Annotated in this window: 20 protein-coding genes and 2 riboswitches; of the genes, 2 read left to right on the top strand and 18 right to left on the bottom strand. The window is 30.1% G+C overall.

All coding sequences use genetic code 11. The annotated features are described in order from the left end of the window. Positions 1-71 precede the first annotated feature (71 nt). From B3Z56_RS05390 to B3Z56_RS05315, 16 genes are all read right to left on the bottom strand, one after another. The gene (locus B3Z56_RS05390) at positions 72-1,172 is read right to left on the bottom strand and encodes a BMP family ABC transporter substrate-binding protein (RefSeq protein ID WP_346848978.1); all 1,101 of its coding nucleotides are present in this window, start codon (positions 1,170-1,172) and stop codon (positions 72-74) included. A 217-nt stretch (positions 1,173-1,389) separates the two neighbouring features. Next, positions 1,390-2,553: a glycine/sarcosine/betaine reductase complex component C subunit alpha gene (grdD, locus tag B3Z56_RS05385; protein WP_346848977.1), complete on the bottom strand. Its 1,164-nt coding sequence runs from the start codon at positions 2,551-2,553 to the stop codon at positions 1,390-1,392. Positions 2,554-2,653: 100 nt separating this feature from the next. Beyond that, complete coding sequence (gene grdC / locus B3Z56_RS05380) at positions 2,654-4,192, bottom strand: glycine/sarcosine/betaine reductase complex component C subunit beta (protein WP_346878390.1); 1,539 nt, start codon at positions 4,190-4,192, stop codon at positions 2,654-2,656. 176 nt (positions 4,193-4,368) lie between these two features. Next, positions 4,369-5,673, bottom strand: coding sequence for a glycine reductase complex selenoprotein B (gene grdB, locus B3Z56_RS05375; protein ID WP_346848975.1), 1,305 nt, complete (start codon positions 5,671-5,673; stop codon positions 4,369-4,371). 86 nt (positions 5,674-5,759) lie between these two features. Further along, positions 5,760-6,227: a glycine/sarcosine/betaine reductase complex selenoprotein A gene (gene grdA / locus B3Z56_RS05370; protein ID WP_343826952.1), complete on the bottom strand. Its 468-nt coding sequence runs from the start codon at positions 6,225-6,227 to the stop codon at positions 5,760-5,762. A 65-nt stretch (positions 6,228-6,292) separates the two neighbouring features. Beyond that, positions 6,293-7,579: a glycine/sarcosine/betaine reductase component B subunit gene (locus B3Z56_RS05365; RefSeq protein ID WP_346848974.1), complete on the bottom strand. Its 1,287-nt coding sequence runs from the start codon at positions 7,577-7,579 to the stop codon at positions 6,293-6,295. 100 nt (positions 7,580-7,679) lie between these two features. Further along, positions 7,680-8,009, bottom strand: a complete 330-nt coding sequence (locus B3Z56_RS05360) for a thioredoxin family protein (RefSeq protein ID WP_035132410.1) — start codon at positions 8,007-8,009, stop codon at positions 7,680-7,682. Positions 8,010-8,081: 72 nt separating this feature from the next. After that, positions 8,082-9,005 (bottom strand): thioredoxin-disulfide reductase, encoded by a 924-nt coding sequence (gene trxB, locus B3Z56_RS05355; protein ID WP_346848973.1) that lies wholly within the window; start codon positions 9,003-9,005, stop codon positions 8,082-8,084. Between the two features lie 15 nt (positions 9,006-9,020). Then, positions 9,021-9,398, bottom strand: a complete 378-nt coding sequence (locus B3Z56_RS05350) for a GrdX family protein (RefSeq protein ID WP_035132414.1) — start codon at positions 9,396-9,398, stop codon at positions 9,021-9,023. Positions 9,399-9,466: 68 nt separating this feature from the next. Further along, positions 9,467-9,521: riboswitch (glycine riboswitch) on the bottom strand. A gap of 3 nt (positions 9,522-9,524) precedes the next feature. After that, a riboswitch (glycine riboswitch) is annotated at positions 9,525-9,630 on the bottom strand. 513 nt (positions 9,631-10,143) lie between these two features. After that, positions 10,144-10,611, bottom strand: a complete 468-nt coding sequence (locus tag B3Z56_RS05345) for a tRNA (cytidine(34)-2'-O)-methyltransferase (protein ID WP_035132416.1) — start codon at positions 10,609-10,611, stop codon at positions 10,144-10,146. A 118-nt stretch (positions 10,612-10,729) separates the two neighbouring features. Beyond that, positions 10,730-11,551 carry a Cof-type HAD-IIB family hydrolase gene (locus B3Z56_RS05340; RefSeq protein ID WP_346848972.1) on the bottom strand — a complete coding sequence of 274 codons (822 nt, stop codon included), beginning with the start codon at positions 11,549-11,551 and terminating at the stop codon, positions 10,730-10,732. After that, positions 11,551-13,950, bottom strand: coding sequence for a transglutaminase-like domain-containing protein (locus B3Z56_RS05335; RefSeq protein WP_346878389.1), 2,400 nt, complete (start codon positions 13,948-13,950; stop codon positions 11,551-11,553). The genes B3Z56_RS05340 and B3Z56_RS05335 overlap by 1 nt, the downstream gene beginning before the upstream one ends. Positions 13,951-13,960: 10 nt before the next feature. Further along, positions 13,961-15,022 (bottom strand): DUF58 domain-containing protein, encoded by a 1,062-nt coding sequence (locus B3Z56_RS05330; protein ID WP_346848970.1) that lies wholly within the window; start codon positions 15,020-15,022, stop codon positions 13,961-13,963. A gap of 94 nt (positions 15,023-15,116) precedes the next feature. Then, the gene (locus B3Z56_RS05325) at positions 15,117-16,073 is read right to left on the bottom strand and encodes an AAA family ATPase (RefSeq protein ID WP_035132421.1); all 957 of its coding nucleotides are present in this window, start codon (positions 16,071-16,073) and stop codon (positions 15,117-15,119) included. 137 nt (positions 16,074-16,210) lie between these two features. Further along, positions 16,211-17,560 carry a VanW family protein gene (locus B3Z56_RS05320; RefSeq protein ID WP_346877838.1) on the bottom strand — a complete coding sequence of 450 codons (1,350 nt, stop codon included), beginning with the start codon at positions 17,558-17,560 and terminating at the stop codon, positions 16,211-16,213. Between the two features lie 140 nt (positions 17,561-17,700). Continuing rightward, positions 17,701-18,963, bottom strand: coding sequence for a magnesium transporter MgtE N-terminal domain-containing protein (locus B3Z56_RS05315; protein WP_346848968.1), 1,263 nt, complete (start codon positions 18,961-18,963; stop codon positions 17,701-17,703). Between the two features lie 487 nt (positions 18,964-19,450). Here B3Z56_RS05315 and B3Z56_RS05310 point away from each other — a divergent pair, with 487 nt between their 5' ends. Further along, positions 19,451-21,382: a YgiQ family radical SAM protein gene (locus tag B3Z56_RS05310; RefSeq protein ID WP_346878388.1), complete on the top strand. Its 1,932-nt coding sequence runs from the start codon at positions 19,451-19,453 to the stop codon at positions 21,380-21,382. A gap of 81 nt (positions 21,383-21,463) precedes the next feature. On the opposite strand, the gene B3Z56_RS05305 is transcribed toward B3Z56_RS05310, so the two are convergent. Then, positions 21,464-21,817 (bottom strand): hypothetical protein, encoded by a 354-nt coding sequence (locus B3Z56_RS05305; RefSeq protein WP_346878387.1) that lies wholly within the window; start codon positions 21,815-21,817, stop codon positions 21,464-21,466. A 374-nt stretch (positions 21,818-22,191) separates the two neighbouring features. Next, complete coding sequence (locus tag B3Z56_RS05300; RefSeq protein ID WP_346848965.1) at positions 22,192-23,079, bottom strand: YegS/Rv2252/BmrU family lipid kinase; 888 nt, start codon at positions 23,077-23,079, stop codon at positions 22,192-22,194. A 238-nt stretch (positions 23,080-23,317) separates the two neighbouring features. Between B3Z56_RS05300 and pssA the strand changes: the two genes are divergently transcribed. Then, positions 23,318-23,830 carry a CDP-diacylglycerol--serine O-phosphatidyltransferase gene (gene pssA / locus B3Z56_RS05295; RefSeq protein ID WP_035132430.1) on the top strand — a complete coding sequence of 171 codons (513 nt, stop codon included), beginning with the start codon at positions 23,318-23,320 and terminating at the stop codon, positions 23,828-23,830. Positions 23,831-23,853: the final 23 nt, after the last annotated feature.

Raw genomic sequence — 23,853 nt, 5'->3', positions numbered from 1 at the left:
AAAAATATACTATCAAAAGGTATAAAAAAAAGCTAGATGTAAAATCTAGCTTTTTATCTCTTTTTCATTGATTATTTAAAATCAATAACATCTTGTCTTGTAGCAGGCACTTTAATTTTACCTTCTTTAATTTGAGTTTCAAACTCTTCTGCTTTCTTAATTACATCAGCAGCAGTATTGTCTTTAGTTGTTGCAGACATTCCTACTCCACCTTCAGCAATTCCTAATTCAATATGCTTGGCTTTGAATGTTCCTTCAACAATTGATTTTGTTACATCATAAGTAGCATTATCAACTCTTTTCATCATCGAAGAAAGAATAACATCTTTAAATTCTGGAAGAGAAACTGCTTGATCTTTATCAACACCAATAGCCCAAACTTCTTTACCCGAATCTCTTAATTCTTTAGCAGCTTGGAACATCCCTGTACCAGCTCCTCCAGCTGCATGATATATTACATCACATCCAGCTCCGTATAGTGATATAGCTAACTCTTTACCTTTGTTTCCATCAGCAAAAGAATCTGCGTATTTAACTGTTATTCCTGGGTTCTTGCCATCTGCACTTATAAGTCCAGCAGCCGCTTCTGGATTAACAGCTTTAACTCCAGCTGCAAATCCTGTTTCAAACTTTTGTATTGTTTCAGTATCTTTTCCACCTATAAATCCAACTTTGTTAGTTTTAGTAGTTAAACCAGCTATAACTCCCATTAAAAAAGAACCCTCTTCTTCTTTAAATGTTACTGACATTACGTTATCAGCTTCAACTACAGAGTCTATGATACAAAGTTTTGAATCTTGGTTGTTTTTAGCTACATTAGCAACTGCATCATATAATTGATATCCAATTGCAAAAGTTAGATCAGAACCACCATCTATTAATGCTTGTAGGTTTGGTTCATAATCTTCTTTCTTTTGAGCTTCAACTGAAGTGTATTTAACTCCAAACTCTTCTACTGCTTTTTTAACTCCTTCATCAGCTGATTGGTTAAATGATTTGTCATTTAATCCACCTTCATCTGTTGAAAGACCTACTGATACTTCTGATTTAGGAGTATCTTTGCCTTCACTTGCTGTGCCTTTGTCATCGTTTCCGTTACCAGCGCAACCTACAAGTAGGGATGCAGTCATAGCAACCGTTGCCATAAGAGCAACTATTTTTTTCATTTTCATCTTAAACCCTCCTGAAATAAATAAGTAATATAAATATATAAAAATTTTTATTATAGTATGTATTATAACCTAATAAAAAATTTTTATCATGTAAATAAATATATTCAGTATTATTTAATTTCATATATTTATATGCTGAATATACCATAATTATCCGTAAAAATCAAATAAAATTGACTGTAAGACTACAGTCAATTTTATTTTTATTATCTATATTTTAAGATACAAACTCTGCATTCTTTAATACCTGTTGAGCTTTTTCACCGTCTTCATCAGCTACAAGTACTATTGGCCCAGTACAACCCATTCCACTCTCTGAGTATATACCCTCTTTCCAAAGCGCTTTACATGCATTTTCAAGCTCTAGTATATCTATACCTGCTATAGAGAAAGTTACTACCTTTTTAGGTGGCATTTTTACCTCTTCCTCTTCTTGAGATTTGTTAGCTTTTTTTGTAGTCTTATCTATAAATTCTTTTAATCCAGCTACATTAGCTGACTTAAACTCATCCCTAGCTATATCCAAAACCTTGTTTTCTGCACAAGTTGCACAGAATCTTAATGCTTCTGCAATAAGCGGTGCTCCTGAAGCTCTAGAAACTATATTAACTAACTTATCATAGTTTTCTCCAATTCCAGGACCATATCCAGCTCCTACAGTTTCATAATTCCCACCTGTAGTAAATGAAGAGAATATCTTAATTAAAAGATTTCCTGTTAATGAATCACAAACCATAACGTCCGGTGTTCCTGCTAAAAGGTCATTTCCTCTCATTACAGCTCCACCATCAGCTCTTAATGATTCAGTAAAGGATATGTCATATCCACCTTCTTGAGTTTCTCTTAGAATTCTTTCTACTTGTCTAGCACCATCAAGATTTAGTATTCCAACTTTTGGATTTTTAATACCACTAGCTTTAGCTACAGATATCCCAGATATAGCATTTTTAACCATACCCTCAACTCTATTTGTAGAAGTAGTTCCTGTAGTTGTAGCAATTATCATTTCTTTTCCTTTTCCAGGAGTCATTACTTTACCTACTGTAGAAACTCCTATTGGAAAATCAAAGTGTTGTGTAACACAACCATCTAATTCTCCACACTCTAACATAGATGTCATTTTTTTATGACCTTCCTCAGCTGATTCTACTTCTATTACTTCAAAATCAGCATCTACTTTAGGTCCAATTAAAACTATATCAAAATCGCCATATTTTACTTTTGCAAGTTCAGCAGCTTTAACCATCTCTTCGACTCCATGTTCAGAACCTAGTATAGTTAAACCTATTCTAACTTTTTTCTTGAATTGTCCGCTTTTTATTCCTGTTGCTATATCATTAAATACTTCAGCAATCATTGCTTTAGTAGCATTTTGACTCATTTCTACACCCCGTTTCTTTAATAACCTCTTATATTTAAAGAGATAAATTAGTAATTGTTAAGCTTCAGTAGGAGCAATTATCCTTCTGAGTTTTAAGGCTCTATTTATCAGAGTTCATTAAAAAGCTTGCAAAATCCTTCATGGCATCTGCTACCATTGATTTAACTTCTTCTTTACTAACACCTGACTCATTGTCTAGTTTTCCAGTATTCTTTTCAACTAGTATAGAAACTCCATCAAATAAGTTAGTCATTCTTCCTAAGAATAAACTTCCTTTTCCTACGATCATAAAGTTATTTAAAATGCCATCTTTTATGTGATCTATTCCATGTCCCACTATTGGCACTCCAGATGGTATATGTCCTTGAGTTGGAGCGTAACCTTGATATCCATGTTCTTTTATAAATCCTGGTAATTCTTTTCTATCTAATTGACCCTTCTTAACAGCTAAAGCACCAATCATTTTATAGTTTTGAGTTGGAACATCTCCAGCTCCTGCAGGTTCAGTTATATCTGGAGTTTGCATTTCTGGTGCATACTTATCTACATCTGTTACTTTTAATCCAGCTGCTGTTAATGGATCAAGTACTAATGCTTCAAGTACAGCTTGTGGAGAAGCACCATGGCCAATTGTATGTTTTCCAATTATGTCAGTTCTTAAACTTGGACTTACTCCATCATTTTCTGAAACAAGAATAGCAAATCCTCCTAAACAATCTTCAAGTACTGGTAATTCTTTTTTTATGTGATCCTTACCATTCATTCCAAGCTTCGCAGTAGCTCCACCTGCAATTACTAATACATTTTTAAATATTCCACTCTTAACAAGTGACGCTGCATTTATTAATGCATGAGTAGGTCCTGCACAGAATCCTCTCATATCTGAACCAGTAGCTCCAGAAAGACCTACAACTTCACCTATAGATTTAGCTACGTTTCCGCCGCCTCTTTGGTTCATATCTCCTATTGCTTCTTCTGAACATTCTATTATATAACCTATTTCTTCTACAGGAATATCTAAATTGTCAACTAGATGCATTCCAGCAAGTACTCCTGATGATTTAACTGCTAAATTTTCAAGCATATAGTGAGCTGAAAGGTTTGGATCAAACTCATGTGCTCTTCTTACACAACCAACAAGGTTTCCATCTACATATAATCCTTCTGCTCCAGCATTATTAACTAACTCTTCAATTTTAGCCATTTTATCCCCAGTAATTTTTCCTGCTTTTTCTTTTAGTAATGGATGATTAGCTAATTTTTCTTTTATAGTCTCAACAAAAGACTCTTCTAATAAAACTAAGTCAAATACATCAGATATCTTCATTAATCCATAGAATTCATCTTGTGGCATTATTTCGCCGTATTTACCAAATCTATTAGCATTTTCTACATTCTTTCCAACCCATGGTCTTGGCATTTCGCCTAACTCTTCTGGTGTAATGTTTCCTATATAAGTTTGATTTGGTGCATAAGCTACAACATCCTCAAAACTTCTTAAATTATTTTTTATAGCCTTTAAATATTCTGAATCTGGATTTGTTTGTTTTTCTAATGTTTGTGTAGTTCCATTATGTATTACCATATCTGGAGTATTCACTAAAATATAAGATGCTTTCTTTATAACTGGAAAATTCATTTTTAATTCAACCTCCCTTAATAATGTGCGTTTATAATAATTTATTTTGTAATTTGCACAATCTATAATAAATAGGTACAAACTATTCATTGTACATTGTGCAAACTAGACATCTTCTTATTAATATATTTAGTAATTAGGGGTAATCCCCCTAATTACTAAATCATTAATTTTAATTATTCAAATATTTTTTGTCCATCAACTTCTGTTTCAAGAGCTTTTAAAGCCTTTTCAACAAGTTTTCTTCTTAATGTATATTCATCCTCTTTTGTTAAGTTTGGATTTCCAAGTGGATGAGGAATAGCTACTGTAGGAATTATTCTATTAGCTCCAACAGTTAAAGATACTGGAGTAATAGTACACATGTGAACTACTGGAAGTCCAGCTCTTTCTATTTCTTTAACAAGCGTTGCACCGCAACGTGTACAAGTTCCTCACGTAGAAGTTAATACAACTGCATCTACGCCGTCAGCTATTAATTCTTTAGCTGCAAACTCACCATATTTTTTAGAAGATGCAACAGCTGTACCATTTCCAACTGTAGAATAGAAGTATCTGTGTAATGCTCCTATTTTCCCTTCTTTTTCAAGATCTCTTAGAACATCTACTGGGATAACTCTATCTGGATCTTCATTAGCATACACTGGATCATGACCACCGTGTGCTGTTTCAAAAGTTTCTCCAGTTAAATCATTAATTCCTTCTATATCATATTTACCAATTTTAGAAGCTGAAGATGACTCTATGTGATCTGGGTTTCCTTTTGGAACTATACCACCAGATGTAACTATAGCAATTTTAGCTTTAGTTATATCTTTTATTGCTGGCATTGGATCAACTCTATCAAAGTCAGGCATTTTAAATTCTGTAACGAATTCTTCACCTTTTAATTTTTTAACAAGCATGTCAACTGCTCTCTTAGATCCTCTTTCAGTTGCAAAATAGTTCTTTCTTATTCCTCTTTCAATGTAGTTCTCTTCTACTGGAGAACCTACTTCTTCTCCCTTAGCTAATTTAATAGCTAATTTAGCCATTTTAGGTAATGCATCTCTCATACCTACAGCACTATTTCTTGTAGAGATAAGATATAAATCTTTTTTATACATGTCTGCACCTGGATTTTCAATGTACATTCCAGATAATACAGGTATATTCAACTCTTCTTTAACTGCCTTACATACATCTCCACATGCAACACCATATCTTCCAGCGTTAAATGCAGGTCCAGCTATAAATAAATCTGGATTATATTTTTTTACCATTTCGATAATTTCAGCTTGTGCTTCTTTTGTATTCTCAGCATAATAAGAATCTCCACAAATAACTGTAGCAACTATCTCAACGTCTTCTTTCTTTAATAACCCATTTAATCCAAGTCCAGGTCCTACAAACCCTTCACGAACCTCAGGTTTAATATCAGCTTTTTCTTCTCCGCCTATTCCTGCGTAGAATTGGTTTATATAATGAACAACTTTTAACATAGGTGTTCCCCCTTTCATGGGACTTGCCCTCTAGAAATTCTATTTCTTAGGTCAATTAATTTAACATTTTCTATTAAAATTATTTATTAAAGATATTTACAGAATTGGTCTCTTACATTTTTAACTTCTTCTATAATAGCATCAACATCAAGAACCATTTCCATCATTCCGCATTGTTCGTCATAAATAGCTTCATCACATTCTGCTTTCATTTCTGGCTCTACAACGTGGAAAACAGATAATCCAAGATCAACTCCTGCTAAAGGACCTGCAAATGTTGGGTCTCCAGCAGCAACTGTTTCAGCAGATAATCCAGATGCTTCCGCTTCTGCTCCTCCGATTACTACCACCATGTTCTCTGCACCATATTTTTCAGTTAAATCTTTAACTCTTTGTTGGATCTCCAGATCCATTGCACCTGCAGCTGTTCAGACAAAGCACTCTGTTGATGCAAAAACAACTTCTGCTCCTGCTGATTTAACACAAGCCTCTATAGCTGGTCCTGGTATTCCGTCTCTATCTCCTATACAGATAGCTTTTTTTCCTTGTAACATAGTATCTATCTCCTTTTCAATGTACTCATAATCATTAAACTAAACTTTTTAGTTATATTTTAAAATTAATATCCTTTTGCTGTTAAGTAGTTAAATCCTACTTCGCTAGTTGCTCCAGTAATAACTTGGATTTCAGCTTCAATTGATCCATCTTCTCTTAAGCTTCCCATGTGTCCACCAGCAATAGTATTTGCAGCATCTACATGACCAATTACTCTTTTCATAGGTGGTAAAATAACAACTTCGTTAGCATTACCTCCAGTTACTACAGCATCACCCTTTGGAGTTGAGTCTGCTAATGATTGAGACATACCATCTTGACCAGCATACTCATCTGTAACTAGAACAGTTTTAACGCCTTTAGCTGTAACCTTATTACAGTTCATAACTAAGTCCGCATCTGGATTTCCAAATCCTTCTTCAGAAATTATAGCAGCATCTGCTCCTAAGAATTCTACTAACTTAGCAACCATATTTGATGATCTCTCTTTATCAGCTAGATATACGTTTTCATTTGTTATAACGCAACCTAAGAAGTTAAAGTCCTTGCCATGTCTCTCATATAAATCTTCTATTATTGGATGATTCATATGAACATAAGAAGGGTTCTTATCACAAGCAGATACACAGTTTCCACTTACGATAGCTCCGTCAAATACTTCTGTTGGATAAATAAATGTAGGAATTATTTTCTTAGCATCTACACCATATACATAAGTATCATGTAATAATCCTTGTGTTTGAAGCATATATACATATACTACCTTAGGTAACTCTGGATATTGTTGAACTTGTTGTAGAAGTGGTAGTGTCTCATAAGTTTTCACTTCATCAGGTTCCACATTCTTACCTGCTTTTCCAAGGTATGTAGCTGCTTTAAATCCTATAGTTCTTACTGCTTCTTCATGATCATGTTGTAAAATTCCTTCTTTTGGTTCACATATAATCACAAGGTTATTTGTTTTTGAGAACGGTGTATATTTAGCACCTTCTCCACTCATATCAACTATACCTTCTTGGAACCCAACTATTTTACCAGTAGTTACAACTGCAGCTCCTTTTAAAACATGTGTTCTTCCAGAACCTACTGTATCTACCTTACTAATAAAACCTGGAAATATTCCACCATTTCCTTCTACTTTAACTCTTGGTTCAACTACGTCTTTTACAGGTATTATTCTAACTTCCTCACCTGGTCTTGCAATATCAAAATCGATACTTGCAATTCTTTCGTCACCAGATACCTCGTTTAATAACTCCTCTTTGTTTACATAAAGAACTCCGTTCTCAACTTTTGTTTCTGGTCCAAATTGAAGATCCTTAATAAATATCTTTCCAATCTCTAGACGCAAAACCTTCACCTCCTAAAAATATATAGGTCACTTTTTATTTATTAGAAGATGGGAGGTAATCCTCCTCATCTAATAACCTTTTAAACCTTGAAAATTGAAATTATAATGTTTCGTAGTATTCTTTAATGAATCCTTCGATATCATCTAGTGTAGCAATTTTATCTGGAGTTATTGTAGCTACACAAGCTCCACCATTGTAAATTTTCATAGTTGGAAGTCCTAGAACTTTTTGTCCTATAGCAACTCTTCTTGCTCCACCTATGTTTAAGCTAGCAAATTTTATTTTATCTTCATACTTAGGTTCTAAATCATGAACACCTGGCATTAAAGCTATACATATTTCACATTTATCTCCCCAAAAATCTACGAAAACTGGTTTATCACTGTTTAAAACTTCTGACTCAAAATTATCTTTGTTTAATTCTATCATTTTATTTTACCTACCTTTCATATTATAAATATTTATTAATATATAATTTACCTAAAGTAAATAAATTATATTCTAATGTAAATTTTCTATATAATGCTCTGCATTAGTAGCCGCAATAGCTCCATCTGCTGCCGCTGTAATAACTTGTCTTAATGATTTTTCTCTAACATCTCCAGCTGCAAATACTCCTGGTATGTTAGTTCTCATTTCTTCATCAGTTATTATATCTCCTCTTTCAGTCATGTTTACTTTACCTTTAAACAGTTCTGAAATTGGTAAATATCCAACAAATACAAAGCAACCATTAACTTCTAAAGTACTAACTTCACCAGTTTTTCTATTTTTTATAGTTAAGCTTTCTAGAATTTCATCTCCGTTAGCTTCTTCTACAACAGAGTCCCAAATAAATTTGATTTTAGGATTTGCAAAAGCTTTTTCTTGTAGTGATTTAGCTGCTCTTAATGAATCTCTTCTATGAATTACAGTAACAGTTTCACCAAATTTAGCAAGATATATAGCTTCAGTAATAGCTGAGTCACCACCGCCAATTACAGCAATATCAAGATCAGTAAAGAAATCTGCATCACATGTAGCACAATAAGAAACTCCTCTACCTCTTAACTCTATCTCATTTTTAAATCCACCAAGTCTTGGAGTCGCTCCAGTTGCAATTATTATTGTTTTAGCTTGATATTCACCTTTTCTACATTTAATAACTTTAATATCACCTTCTAAAACAGTTTCAACTACTTCGTCTTTAACAAACTCAGTACCAAAATCTTCTGCTTGTTGTCTCATTCTTTGACTTAATGTTGTTCCAGTACACTCTTCAATTGAACCTGGATAATTCTCTAGTTCGTCAGTTGTTGTTGCCTGACCACCATATTTCGCCCTCTCAATGATTAACGTTTTCATTCGTGATCTTGAAGCATATAGTCCTGCTGATAATCCTGCAGGTCCTCCTCCAATTATTATAGTGTCATAAATTTGTGACATATCAATATACCTCCCTTAGTTAATAGCATGATCTATTAAGTCTGAATCTATTACTTGAAAATCTGTTAATATTTTTTCACTCCATTTTGGAGTGTTAAAATCTCTTAAAAATTTTTCTGTTGTACCTATAGCATTTTCTATAATTTCTAAAGACTGCAAATCAACTCCATTGACAACCTCCGTTGAAACACAAACAGTTCTGTAAGGAGTTTCATTGGGCTTTACACTTCCCATCAATGGATGAGTAAGTATTCTATTGCCTTTATGAATATAATTTCTTACTTTTTTTAGTATATCCAACTGGGGCACATCTATAAACTCAACTTTAAACTTTTCTTCAAATTTTTCTTTTGACATAGGATTGTTAGTTACAATAAATAATGGTTCTATCATTTAAATTCCTCCTATTAGGTGCATATAAAAAAGCATAGCGCAAAATATTAATATATTTTGCCCTATGCCTCTGTATTTTAACCTGAGAGTTTTGCTCCTTCGGTGCATATACGCTTTCCAGAGTTTTGTCCATTTTCGGTCCTTTTGCCTGAGAGTTTCATATTTATTTGGCAAAATAAATACTTGCTTCTTCGGCTACCTAATTTAATAGATCCTCTCCCGAAAATATCATCCAAATTATTATTTTCTTTACTTGCTATCTTTAATACCAGTATATAATATATTTGTCTAATATTCTACATATTTTTATTGTTTTGTTATTTGATTTTTCTATAGTTTCTATAAAGTTTTTTTAATGAAAATATTCTGTCAATTGTATATATCATTATATCCTACATATATATCCCCTACTAATATGGAGAAATTCGTTGAATACCAACCCCTAGAGCATACTCATATACCTATTTTTTTCATTTTCAAAAAAATTTTAAAATAAATTTACTTATGATATATTCAAATGCCTATGCGTATAAACGTAAAAATACATTGATATTTTTTTAACTTTTTAAATATGGTTATTATTTTTTCTATAAATCAATTTCTGTACTTTATTGTTATTAAAATATATTTGAACCGCCCAATGTACAATAAATTTATTTGTATATTATAATTTAAATTATAAATTTTTATTCTGTTTATAATAATATGGAAGGATATAACCTTAAATCATATCCTTTTTAATACACTACTTCATATTTTTAAATCCGATTTGTCTCAATCCCTCATAAGCAATTATAGCAACTGTGTTGGAAAGGTTAAGAGATCTAGTTGTAGTATCTACCATAGGCACCTTTATAAGATTATCTTTATTTTCTTCTCTTATATAATCAGGTAATCCTTTAGATTCTCTACCAAATACTAAAAAATCACCTTCTTTAAAATTGGGTTCATTATAATATTTAGTTCCTTTAGTAGTACAAAAATAAAATGTTCCATTCTTATATTTTTCCCTTAAAGCTTCATAACTTTCATGAATTTCTAACTCTAACTGTGGCCAATAGTCAAGTCCAGCCCTTCTTACTGCTTTTTCATCCAAGCTAAATCCTAAAGGTTTTATTAAATGCAGCTTACAGTTAGTAAGTACACAAGTTCTACCTATATTCCCAGTATTTTGAGGAATTTCTGGTTGAAATAATACTATGTTTAAGTTCACTATTACGTCCTCCTAAAAATAAGCCTATTCAGGCTTGATAAAGATATAATACTTCATTTCTATTTCTATGTAAAGTTTATAACTTTAAAAACTTTGTTTAACATTCTAGTTTAACATTCTATTTTAATATAAACTCTTCAATGACATGAGCAACTCCATCATCTTCATTACTAAGAGCCACATAATCTGCTTGTTTTTTTACAAATTCTTCAGCATTTCCCATAGCTACACCTACCCCAGCAAATTTAATCATAGAAATGTCGTTTTCGTTGTCTCCCATACAAATTACTTCCTCTCTATGAATTCCATAATACTCGCATATTTTCTTTACTGCTTCTCCCTTGGATGTCCCCTTTTTCATAATCTCAAAGCTACTCTCCATAGAACTTACTACTTCAAAGCTTTTTAGATTTAAAAATTCTTCCTTTGCAGCTATAACTCTCTCTTTATCCTCATGTACTACCATAACCTTAATCAGATTTCCATTTTCTTCAAATAACTTTTCCCATTCATTTATAATTCTTATGGCTACCTGTCTATTTTTAGGTAAGGTTGCATTTGCTTTACTATATATTAATGCTGAATGCTTTATCTCTTCTGTATATATTGTGTCAGTACTATAAAATTGAGGCATAATATCATACTTTTTTAATAATTTTAAAATGACTCTACATTCTTCTTTATTTAGATACTCTTCATATATAGCTTTATCTAAATCTTTTTCTCTAATATAAGCTCCATTTGAAGCTATAATAGGAGTTTTCACCCCTATTATATCCCCATAATAATTGGCTGACACAAATATTCTTCCTGTGGCAACTACAAATTTAACTCCTTTATTATGAGCTTCATTGATTGCATTTAAATTTCTTTCAGATATTTTCTTTTTACTATTTAATAATGTGCCATCCATATCAACACAAATTAATTTATATTTCATTAGTCCCTCCATAGATTAAATACAAAATACTTATTAATAATGTATTTATACCATTTTTCTCTTTCCTTAATATAATTCTCAATATACATGAAATATTCTTTTTTTTCAAATGTACTTGATAATATTTCTCCATAAAATTCATCATAGACCAAATTTACAATATCTCTTAATCTATTTTGTAGTTCTCTATCCCTTATAGACTCTACAAATTCTAAATCTCCACTACTTTTACTTTTTACTATACCTTGAGTTCTTAGTCTTTTTAAATAATAATTATATAAAGGTATCATGCTTTTATTATTAACTATTCTCATCTTATTAATCTGATACAGTCCAGCAAATATAGCTATCATTACAGCTAATGCTCCTGTAGTTACATATATTCCTATATATCTATTTAATTTATCATCTTCTCCTATTTCACTTTCCTCTTCATTAAATCCTGGCTTATTTTTATTAATTTTATTATTATTAGATTCATTATTGGAATTACTTTCTGTTGCTGTATTTTCTAATTCAATTTCTTCTTGAGATTCTTCGTATTCTGTGGGAGTTGGTGCCGAATCTACTATGGCCCATTGATTTCTATAAGGGTTTATAAGTATTTCTGCCCATGCATGAGCGTCAGCATTAGTTACCTTATAGCTACCATCCTCTCCTTTATCATCTGACATCTTAAATCCTTCTACATATCTAGCTGGAACACCTGCAATTCTACACATCATTACTGTTGCAGACGCAAAATAAGTACAATATCCTTTCTTATCTAACAGTATAAAATTACTTACAAAATCGTTATATTCATCATTATCTCCAACATTAGTAACATACTTATAATTTTTCATCAAATAACTTCTTATAGCTAAGGCTTTTTCGTGAGTTGTTAGTTCCTCCACAGTCTTTTCTTTTGCTTGTGCTTCACCAATTAATATATCATCAACTATTTTATATACTTCATCATTAATCGGAGCATCAAGCTGAAGATAATTCATGTAATGTAGCATAAAGTTATTTAAAAAGGAACTTTCTTTGTTTACATACTCCATACCTTTAGATGTATCTATTGATGACATTAAATTTTCTCTATAAGAATAATCATCAACTCCAAACTCCCTTTGAGGCATTATATAAATTTCATTCAATGGAGTTTTTTTATACATAGAATTTTGAATTCCTTCAAGATAATTATCAAAATCACCATAAGATATATAACTAACCTTGTAAGGTTCTTTTATCTCTACATCACTCATAAATATAGGAATTAAATCTACAAACAAATCCTTACTATCATTAATAATATTATTACTATTATTAGGAGTAAAATAAGAAGTAGTTTTAAAGTTTTTTCCTGGAATTATAGTTAATGTTTTTTCTTCAGTCTGAAAACTTTCATCTTTTGTTGGTTGCATAAGTTTATGCATGGGCATATTGGAAGCTTCATTAATCTCAACCTTTCTCATTACTTTATCTTCAGATTTTATCCATGATCTTCCTGTATAATAATCCATAGCCTTTCCTCTTAAATAAAAAGGCTTATCTGATATTACTTTAAACACCTCTCTATGATTTAATGCTATTGATCCTCCTAAAATTGTAGATGAATCACTATACCCACTTTGCTTCATTGAAAAGCTTCCCTTCAAAGCTTCTAAAGAAGGATTTTTTTCCTTTTCTTTTTTTCTTGCAAATTCATTTCTAAAAAAAGTAGTAACACTGTCTACAGTTTTCCCTTTGTATTCCTGTGGTAACATAAATACTAATCCAGGAATTAGTAAAGCAAGTATTAGTATTAACGTAATCATATATGTTATATTAATATCTATTTTAACTTCTCTTCCTCTATATTCTCTGCATTTTTTAATATATTCTCCTGTTCCTAATGTTATAATAACAGCTGCTAAAAAATAAGGAATGTTAGGAATAACATTTTTATAGAATATTTGGTACCAGAAAATCACAAAAACACCTATTGAAAAAAACAAAGGAGTATATATGAATTTCTGAGTTATAGATATAAGCACAGCTATAAGTAAAGGAATTCCTATTGAAAATATATGAATAAACTCCTCAAAGTTAATATTTTTAGCCTTGAGGGCTGCATTATTTATATTTTTTAAATTAAGTGATATTACTTCAATTTCCTTCAATACAAATATTCCAGAAGTTTTATAGCTAATTATCCCTATTAAAATAAAAACAATAATAAAAAAGATTATTTTTTTCCTTATACTATTAAGTACTTTAGAAAAAAACAGGTAAATTAGTATACCCATGGCAAATAGTAGAAGTAAAAATACAAAATTTAGTTCCTCTATTTTAAAACAATCTACTATAAGCTTTATTACTAATGTAAAATTTATAATAACTAAAAAAGATTTTAATATTTTTTCTTCAATCACTCTCATGGCATCACCTTATTTCTTCTATGCTATAACAATTTATACCTTTATTTAACATATGTGAAATAGCATCATCACTAACCTTCGGTATTTTATCTAAATAAAATAATGTAACCTCATATCCCTCTGTAGATAAATTTATAAAGTAATCTATATTTTCTTTACTCATATCATAGGTTACTATGACAACAGCACTTTTCTTATTCACATTATACATAAACTTCTTCATAAAAAGAGGCAACTTACCTCTTCCCTCACTGTACTTACTTACCATATGAGTTTTTAATCCTTCTAAATGCTCTTTATTGCTAATATTAAAAACTTCAGTATTTTCTCCTATAATTATAGCTTGTGAATTAGCGCTTTTCTCCTGCATATATTTTATTAGAGATAAGAAAAACTCTACAAGTTCTTCCTCTCTTACTCCATCTTTATCCATACTAAGAGGATCTTTTCTTAAGTCTAAAAACACATGTATACGAGGACTTTCACTACTTTCATATTCCTTTACAAATAATTTTCCATGTTTTGCAGTAACCTTCCAGTTTACCCTTCTATAACTATCTCCAATTCTATATTCTCTAATATTTTTGATAGTTTCTAAGCTTTCTGGTCCTTTGTTTAGCTCCTGCATTATTGTTTTAGTATTAAACTCTCTTAAATTAGCTCCTTTAATTTTAATGCTCTTCAAAGTGTATATGCTAGGATATACCTTTATAGTTTCTTTATGGCTATAGGAACATTTCCAAGTAAAAACTCCAAATATATCACTAACTATACTCGTTGTGCTACCTAACCTATAGTCACCTCTAATTGGTATTTTTATATCTTTCTTTATAAATTTATTACCATTTATTTTTATAGAAATAATATCTCCTCTATATTTATTCATAATTCTTTTTAAAAGAGAATTTTCAATTTCCATATATGATATTGGAAATATTGAATCATTGTATACCTTTATAATTATATTATTATTTTCACCTGCAATTATTTCCTTTTTATCACTAACTACATCAATATTTAAATTTTTACTTACAAAATAAATATATATACTTGTAATGATCAACACTAAGAGAAGGCAATAAAAAATAGAATAGGGTAAATTCCCTCCTGAAAACAGAGCAAATATATAAGACAGAATAGTTAATATAAAATAGGACTTTTTAATCTTCAACATATACTCTCACCTTTGGAGCTATTACCACATTTAAAATTTCTTCTAAAACATTTTCAGCCTTTATTCCCCTTGCAATGGAGCCATTGGTTAATATTATCCTATGAGAAAGAACTAACTTAACATTTTCTTTAACATCTTCTGGTATTACATAATTTCTATTCTTTATTAAGGCTGTAGCCTGTGCAACCCTAAGTAATGCTAATGAAGCTCTTGTACTTCCACCTAATACTATCTCTTTATGGTTTCTTGTGGCATCAATAATATTTACTATATACTTGTTAATCTCATCATTAACCTTTATCTCCTTAACCTGTTTTTGAATATTTATTATATCTTCTTTTGAAGCCACTGGCATTAATTTATCTAATGGATTTTCTTGTCTATACAAATTTAAAATATAAGCTTCATCCATTTTGCTTGGATAACCAAGATGTACTTTTATCATAAATCTATCCAGTTGAGCCTCAGGTAAAGAAAAAGTTCCCTCATATTCGATAGGATTTTCTGTAGCCATTATAAAAAATGGCTTCTCTACCTCATAGGTTATGCCTCCTTCTGAAACTTGCATTTCTTCCATGACTTCTAATAGTGCAGACTGTGTTTTTGGTGATGTTCTATTAATCTCATCTGCTAACACTATATTTGAAAATATAGGTCCCTTATTAAAAGTAAACTTCCCTGTACCAGCATTGTAAATTGAGATACCAGTAATATCTGATGGAAGTAAGTCAGGTGTAAATTGAATTCTACTATATGTTAAGCTCAAACTTTCTTTTATGGCTTTTATCAAAGTTGTCTTTCCAACTCCTGGTACATCTTCTATTAAAATATGACCTCCTGAAATCATACCTTTCATGATATCATAAATCTCCTTTTGTTTTCCAACTATAACTTTTTCTATATTAGTAACAATATTTTCAATAAGTTCTACATTGTTTTTCATTTTAATCCTCCCAATTTTGTCCCTTATTTTATTCTTACTATTTCGGTAACATCACCAAAAAAACCTTTTAATTTTTTGAATTTTTTAAAAATTTTACCCAGATATAGACATTCTATGCCTATATCTGGGTAATAATTTTAATCTTTTCCTATTCTAACAACAGTATTTTTACTAGCATATATACTTTCACCAACTAAAATCTTTTCTACTATTTCACCATTTTCATATCTAATTCTATAGGTATTTACTATATATCCATTTACACCATTTTTTTCTATCACTATTTTGCCCTCTTCTAAGCTATAATCATAAATAATTTCTTTTTTAGGCTTTATTTCCTTTGCAATTTCACTTCTTATTTCATAATGGGGGTCCCGTTCTTCTTCATTAGAAAATATATTAAAAGTTATTTCTTTGTTTTTGACAATAACTTCAAGTAAAATAGGATAGCTATAATTATTTTTAAACTTAAAATCTGAAGCTCCATAAGCTATCATGGCATCCTGTCCCATGGGCACATATGATATTATCTTACTATGATTTTTCCTTTCCGTTATATATAAATTACTTTTTAGTACGGCATTATATAAAGTTGAAGAAACTTGACATACCCCTCCTCCAATTTCATCTATAAAGGCTCCGTTTTTAATTACCTTTGCATACTCAAAACCTTTTCCTGGGGTGGTTGCACCTACAACCTTATTGAAACTAAATTCATCTCCTGGCATAATTATAGTATTATCTATATACTTAGCTGCCATTTCAATATTCCTACACCTTCCAAAACTAGAATTTATAAAACTAGTTGTATAGGATGCTATCTTAGTATTTATACTTTTTAAGTCATCTTCCATAATCTTAGGAAACACCTTATTAAAATCCGCATTTATGATAATATCACCATCATCTACACTATTATTTATAGCTTCTATAATACTTTTATTTAATGCTTCTCCATTTATCTTTCTACCTATTTCGTGAGGCGTTATAAGAAATCCACTCCATTCATGATCTACTGTTGCATTTACCGGTGACTTATTTTGTTCTTTTTCTATAACCTTTAAAAACTTGTTAAAACTATCAGCCTTTAGACTTGTTTCCGTATAAAACTCCCTGTCTATACCTTTCTTAATATTTTTATATTTACCTATAAAACTGCCTTCCTTTCCCCAAAGTAATGCCATATCAACAATCTCTTCTATATTCTCACTAACACCTAGTTCACTAAAAGATATTTCATAACTCTTTTCATCAATTTGAACTTTTACATTTCTATTTAAATTTATATCTGTTATATCTTTATCTACTTTAAAAATAGCTTCTTCTTTACTTAATAATGAAACATCTATTTTGTTAATACTAATTCCTTTACATATAAAATTTTCATGATTTCTAATAATAATTTGTACCTTTATTAATATGAAAGAACAAACAATAAACAATATTGTTAGTAATAGAAAAGTTATTCCCATAAACTTTTTTTTCAAACCATTCACCTCCATATATAAAATATATGAGTCTAAGTAAGTCATTATAATATGTAGTTATAAATTTTCAAAAATAGGCACTTAGATTAAATCCTTAATCCAAGTGCCTATTAAAATTATTTAAGATATATTATATTGTACTATGACATTCTTTTTATTCTTCGCTTCCAGCTTGGAGATAAAATTTCATCTATAATATCTCCCATAACCGCAATCCCGCATAACCTATCTTCTTCATCCACAACGGGTACAGAGTATAAATCATACTTTACAGCTATAGCTATAGCAACATCGATTTCATCTGTGTCCACCACTTTAAATGGTTGTGTATTCATCATTGACTTTAGTTTAGCATCTGAATCAGATATCACTAAATCAATTAGAGGAACAGCTCCTTGTAGCCTTTCTTCTTTGTCAACAATATATATATAATGAGCTATTTCTTCATCTGGTCTAAGCTCTTTTAGTATATTAATGGTTTCTTTTACAGTTATATCTATATTAAAGGATATAAAATCAGTATTCATTATATTACCAACTACTTCATCCTCATATTTCATAAGATCTCTAATTTCAGTTTCATCATCATCATCTAAATTCACTAATACACGATTGGTAGTTTCTTCGTCCATATCATCTAGCATATTAGCAATTTCATCATTGGGCATAATATCCAATATTTCCCTTGCCTTATCTTCACTCAAATTTTTTAAAATATCCTTTACCATATCATGGTCAACTTCTTCTAAGGTATCTGAAGCTAAATCTATATCTAGTCCATCTATTACTTTAACTCTGTCTTCTAATGATAAATCTTCAAGAATTTTAGCAATATCTGCTGGATGTAACTTACTTAACTTATTGTATGGAGTTGTTAGCTTTAAAGAAGAATCTACCATCTCTAAAGATTGAACGCTCTCCCAACTTATTAAATTTTCTTTTGGCTCTTTATTAAATAGAGCATATACATGCTTTATTGGATTCTCAATTTTCATTTTTCTAGCAATTGCTAAAGTACCCGACTCTACTCCAATCACAGTTAAATAGCCATTTCTTTTAACCATTTTCAAATCAACAACTCTAACTATTTTTTTACCATTTACATCTACTATATCTTTATCTAATAAATGTTGAGATAAAAGATATGAATATTTCCTTGGAATTATATCTTTAACTTGTACAACCTTTATAATGAATTTACCATTTTCTTTATACACATCAATATTTCTAAATTCAAAGTTTTCAATTTCTCTTCCATTTTTAATCTTGTATCCAATAGCCCTTGGATATCCATAATCTGTAGTTACATAAATATCTTCTAACTTTCCTATACAATAATTTAATTCATCATAAACCCATCTGTTTAAAATACTACTTAGATAAAATTCTGATAGTCTATCCATGTTATTCCTCCTTCAATAGAGGAATATGTATATAAGTGTCTATAACTTAATAAACAGTACTCCTCTATTTCTATTCGATTTATAAATGTCATCACAGTCCTTACACAACAAAGGCCCACCGTCCATTAATTTCTCACCACCTAATTAAATATATTTATATTACTTATTATAGTCTACATCTTTAATTTTGTAACTATATTATTCAAATTTGGTTGAATTTCTTCATATTTATTTAATATCATGACTTTTCTCTATTTTTATTCAATTTACTATCTTATTCTAAGTCAATCTAACTTTTATATAAAATTTTCCTATGATAGTCCTATTCATATTTGTCTCTTATTATGATAATATAGTTTAATGTACAAATTAGTGCGAGAAAGGAGGTATCTTATTATAAACTTGCTGATATTATTGAAATTATTATTGTCATTAGTATTCTCTTTAAGAATTTAATTACTCGAAGTAAGTTTATATAAGAAAACCTATGAAAAGTAATACACAATTTTTACCTATTTCTAGAGAAGATATGAAAAAAAATCATATTTCTCAACTTGATTTTATAATAATAACTGGAGATGCATATATAGATCATCCATCCTTTGGAACTGCGATAATTGGAAGGCTTTTAGAAAGCGAAGGTTTTTCTGTGGGAATTATAGCTCAACCTAGTTGGGACTCTTGTGAAGACTTTAAAAAACTTGGTGAACCTAAATATGGATTTCTTATAAACTCCGGAAATATAGATTCTATGGTAAACCACTATACTGTTGCTAAAAAGAAAAGACATGATGATCTTTATTCTCCTGGTGGTAAGGGTCGTTATAGACCAAATAGAGCTGTTATAGTGTATTCAAACAGAGCTAGAGAAGCATATAAAAATACACCTATAATTATTGGTGGTATAGAAGCTAGTCTTAGAAGATTTGCCCACTATGACTATTGGGATGATAAAATTAGAAAAAGTATAATTCTTGATTCCAAGGCCGATCTTTTAATATATGGTATGGGTGAAAAACCTATAGTTGAAATTGCCAATTTATTAAGATATGGAAAACCAATTAATCATATTAGTTCAGTTAGAGGAACTTCTTACGTGACCAATAAATTAGATGACATTAAAGACTATATATTGTTGCCTTCATTTGACGAAATTACTTCTGATAAAAAAGCTTATGCTAACAGCTATTTTCTTTCTTCTAGAGAACAAGACTCCGTATGGGGTAAGCCCTTAGTAGAGCCTTATGGTGATAGATTTGTAGTTCAGAATCCACCTCAAAAACCTTTAAGTACTAGGGAAATGGATAGGGTTTATAATTTACCTTATACTAGAACTTATCATCCTATTTATGAAGAAGCTGGTGGTATACCTGCTCTTAAAGAAGTTAAGTTTTCTATAACTAGTCATAGAGGTTGTTATGGAAGTTGTTCCTTTTGTGCTCTAACTTACCATCAAGGTAGAGTTATTCAAAATAGGAGTCAAGATTCTATAGTATCGGAAGCTAAACTTTTAACTGAAGATAAAGATTTTAAAGGATATATACATGATATTGGTGGTCCAACAGCTAATTTTAGACAGAGGGCTTGTAAAAAACAAATTGAACATGGAGTTTGTAAGGATAGGCAGTGTATGTTTCCTACACCTTGTAAAAACTTAATAGTAGATCATACTGAATATTTAAGTCTTCTAAAAAAAGTTAGAACCTTACCTAATGTAAAAAAAGTTTTTATTCGTTCTGGTATCAGATATGATTATCTAATATACGATAAAAATCCAAAATTTTTTAATGAACTATGTGAACACCATATAAGTGGTCAGCTAAAAGTAGCTCCTGAACATATAAGTGATAAGGTACTTTGTGAAATGGGTAAACCTTCTAAAGATGTTTACGAAAGGTTTATAACAAAATATCATGCCATTAATAAAAAATTAGGAAAGAAACAGTTTGTGGTACCCTATCTTATGTCTAGTCATCCTGGTAGTGATTTAAATGCTGCCATAGAGCTAGGACAATATATAAAATCCATGGGACATATGCCAGAACAAGTTCAAGACTTTTATCCTACACCAGGTAGTTTATCAACTACCATATATTATACTGGTATAAATCCATTTACTAATAAAAAAGTTTATGTAACCAAAAGTCAAAAGGAAAAAAATATGCAAAGAGCTCTTTTACAATTTGGGAACCCTGAAAATCACAATCTAGTTAAATCAGCTTTAACTAGTTGTCATAGAGAAGATTTAATAGGTAACGGTAAGAATTGTCTAATTCCAACTAATCCTATTATAAAAAGAAAGTCTTCTCAAACTCCTAATAATAAGGAAAAAAGTAATGTAAAGAACACTAATTTAAAAAAATCATCTAAAAATACTACCCCAAATAAAAGAGCTAAGAAAACTTCTTATAGAAAATAACTTATTATCATTCATCTAACTGATAAAGGCTATTTAAGATTTTAATTAAACATAAATCTCAAATAGCCTTTTATTTTATATCTATCTTATGCCTTTTACTATTCTCTGTTTAAAAGTTCTAATGCTTCCATAAAGTACTATCATCCATGATAAATCACCTAACAACAAATAACCTATATTCTCACTGCTTTGTAATGTTACTGCAGTGGTTCCTACAAATACTAGAGAAGCTATACCAATTAATGCTGCCCCCCACTTTACACTATGCTTATACCTAAAGCTTTTTATCCCCATAAAAAACGATAATCCATTAATACACAATAATATTTTATATGGTAACAGATTACTTAGAATAACATTATATCCATAGGATAATGATATATAATACTCCATAGGAACTTTAAACATACATATCAAATAAATAACTATGCCCATAATAAAAATTCCATAAAACCATTTTATATCCATCCTTGTATTTCTATAAAACACATATAAACAAGTATATATAATTATAGGAATATATATAATGTTTAAAAACACTAAATTCTTCATTAAGTATACACTTTTCATGTTATCTGCTAGAAGAAGCACTAGTAAGCTAACTATTCTTAATATAATTAGGATAAAAGATATGGTAAGTACTTCTTTTATTTTAACAGGGCAATACCTTATGCTTGAGGTTATAGACTCATAACTCAAAAATATCATGGCTAAAATTAAAAACAAATATATATAAATATTCAATATCCACACTCCAAAATAATAATTATATTTATATATATTACTTTTTTATATGTTTTATGAAAACATTACTCCTCTTTGCATCCTATTATTTTAATAGACCTACGTTCGCAGGTGATTTTAAGTGGAAAATCAGGGCCTTTTTCTCCATCAATATCTGTAGCTATATTCTCATCACAATCTATGGTTAGCTCTTTACATTTGAAATAAAGTATTCCATCCATATCAGCAACTTGACCCTTTTTCATCATAATAATTAAATTATTAAAAGCATTTTTCAAAATTTCCTTTTTTATAACAACCACATCTAATAATCCATCATCTGCTTCTGAGTAATCTGCAAATTTAATATTTCCTGCTGTTTGACCATTAAATACTAGTATAGTATATATTTTACCTTCAAAATTTACTACTGGAGAAGTAATCTTAACATCTATTTTTTTTAGATTTTTAACCTCTTCTGCAGCTTTTACATAATAAGCCAGCTTTCCCATTGTGTTTTTAAGACTATTATCAGTTTTTTGAGATATATCTGTAAACAGTCCTGCACTAGCTACATTTACAAAGTATTTATCATTTATTCTACCAAGATCAAAACGCTTGACCTTCCCATCTAAAATTTGCTTACAAGAAGCAGATATATCATTAGGCACTCCTAAGTATTTAGCAAAATCATTAGCTGTACCTACTGGTAAAAAGCCTACAGGAATATCTACGTTATTTTGCTTCATCTTATTTATTACTGAATCAATAGTCCCATCTCCACCTGCTATTAGTATATACTTATAGCTTTCATCTATTTCAATGAGCGCATCTCTAATATCAGAATCATGACTAATTCTAAAAGGTTCTATAGTATATCCATACTGTTGATGAATTTTGATTACCTTATCTATGTTGTTTATTATTGAATTTTCTCCCGAGTAAGGATTATAAATAAATTTAACTCTTTTCATAATTTCCTCCTATATTATTTATAAACAATATAACTTAATTATGCCCATGAATATTATTTATAATTATATATAATACTTTATTTACCTTAATCTATATCATATTACCATTTTAAAAACCTTTTTTCAAATTTTAAAATTTATTCATGCTTTTTTATATTTAACAATTAATTTTTACTTTCACTGCATATATATTTTACAATGGTAACCAAAATGTATATAATAAAATAGAGGTGATAGTGTGAATAAATCTATTATCCCAAATTCTATGACTTTGGGTAACTTAATTTGTGGAGTTTTATCAATACAATTTACTATAAATAATGATTTTACTACAGCTGGAATTTTAATCTTATTAGGAGGAATCCTTGATAGATACGATGGTACTGTAGCACGTTTTTTAAACACTCATAGTGAACTGGGAAAAGAACTTGATTCTCTAGCGGACTTAGTTTCCTTTGGCGTAGCTCCATCAATTTTAGCCTTTTCCCTATATGGATTTAGTAATTTTGGACTTTTAGGTAAAATTTTATTAGTATTATTCCCTGTGGCAGGAGCTTTTCGTTTAGCTAGATATAATTGTACAGATTTTAATAATGTTTTTACTGGCATACCTATAACTATAGCTGGTAGTTTACTAGCTGTACTTGAGATTTTTTCTACGGTAAGACCCATCCCATCAATCATTCCAATGGTATTTATGACATTGCTTTCATACCTTATGGTTAGTCATTTTCAAATTAAGAAAAAATAAAATAGTAATATTAAAAGCGACTA

Origin of the sequence: Clostridium sp. UBA7791 (assembly GCF_002480755.1) — a bacterium.
GTDB lineage: Bacteria > Bacillota > Clostridia > Clostridiales > Clostridiaceae > Clostridium_J > Clostridium_J sulfidigenes.
This window is presented reverse-complemented; position numbering and strand designations above follow the sequence as displayed.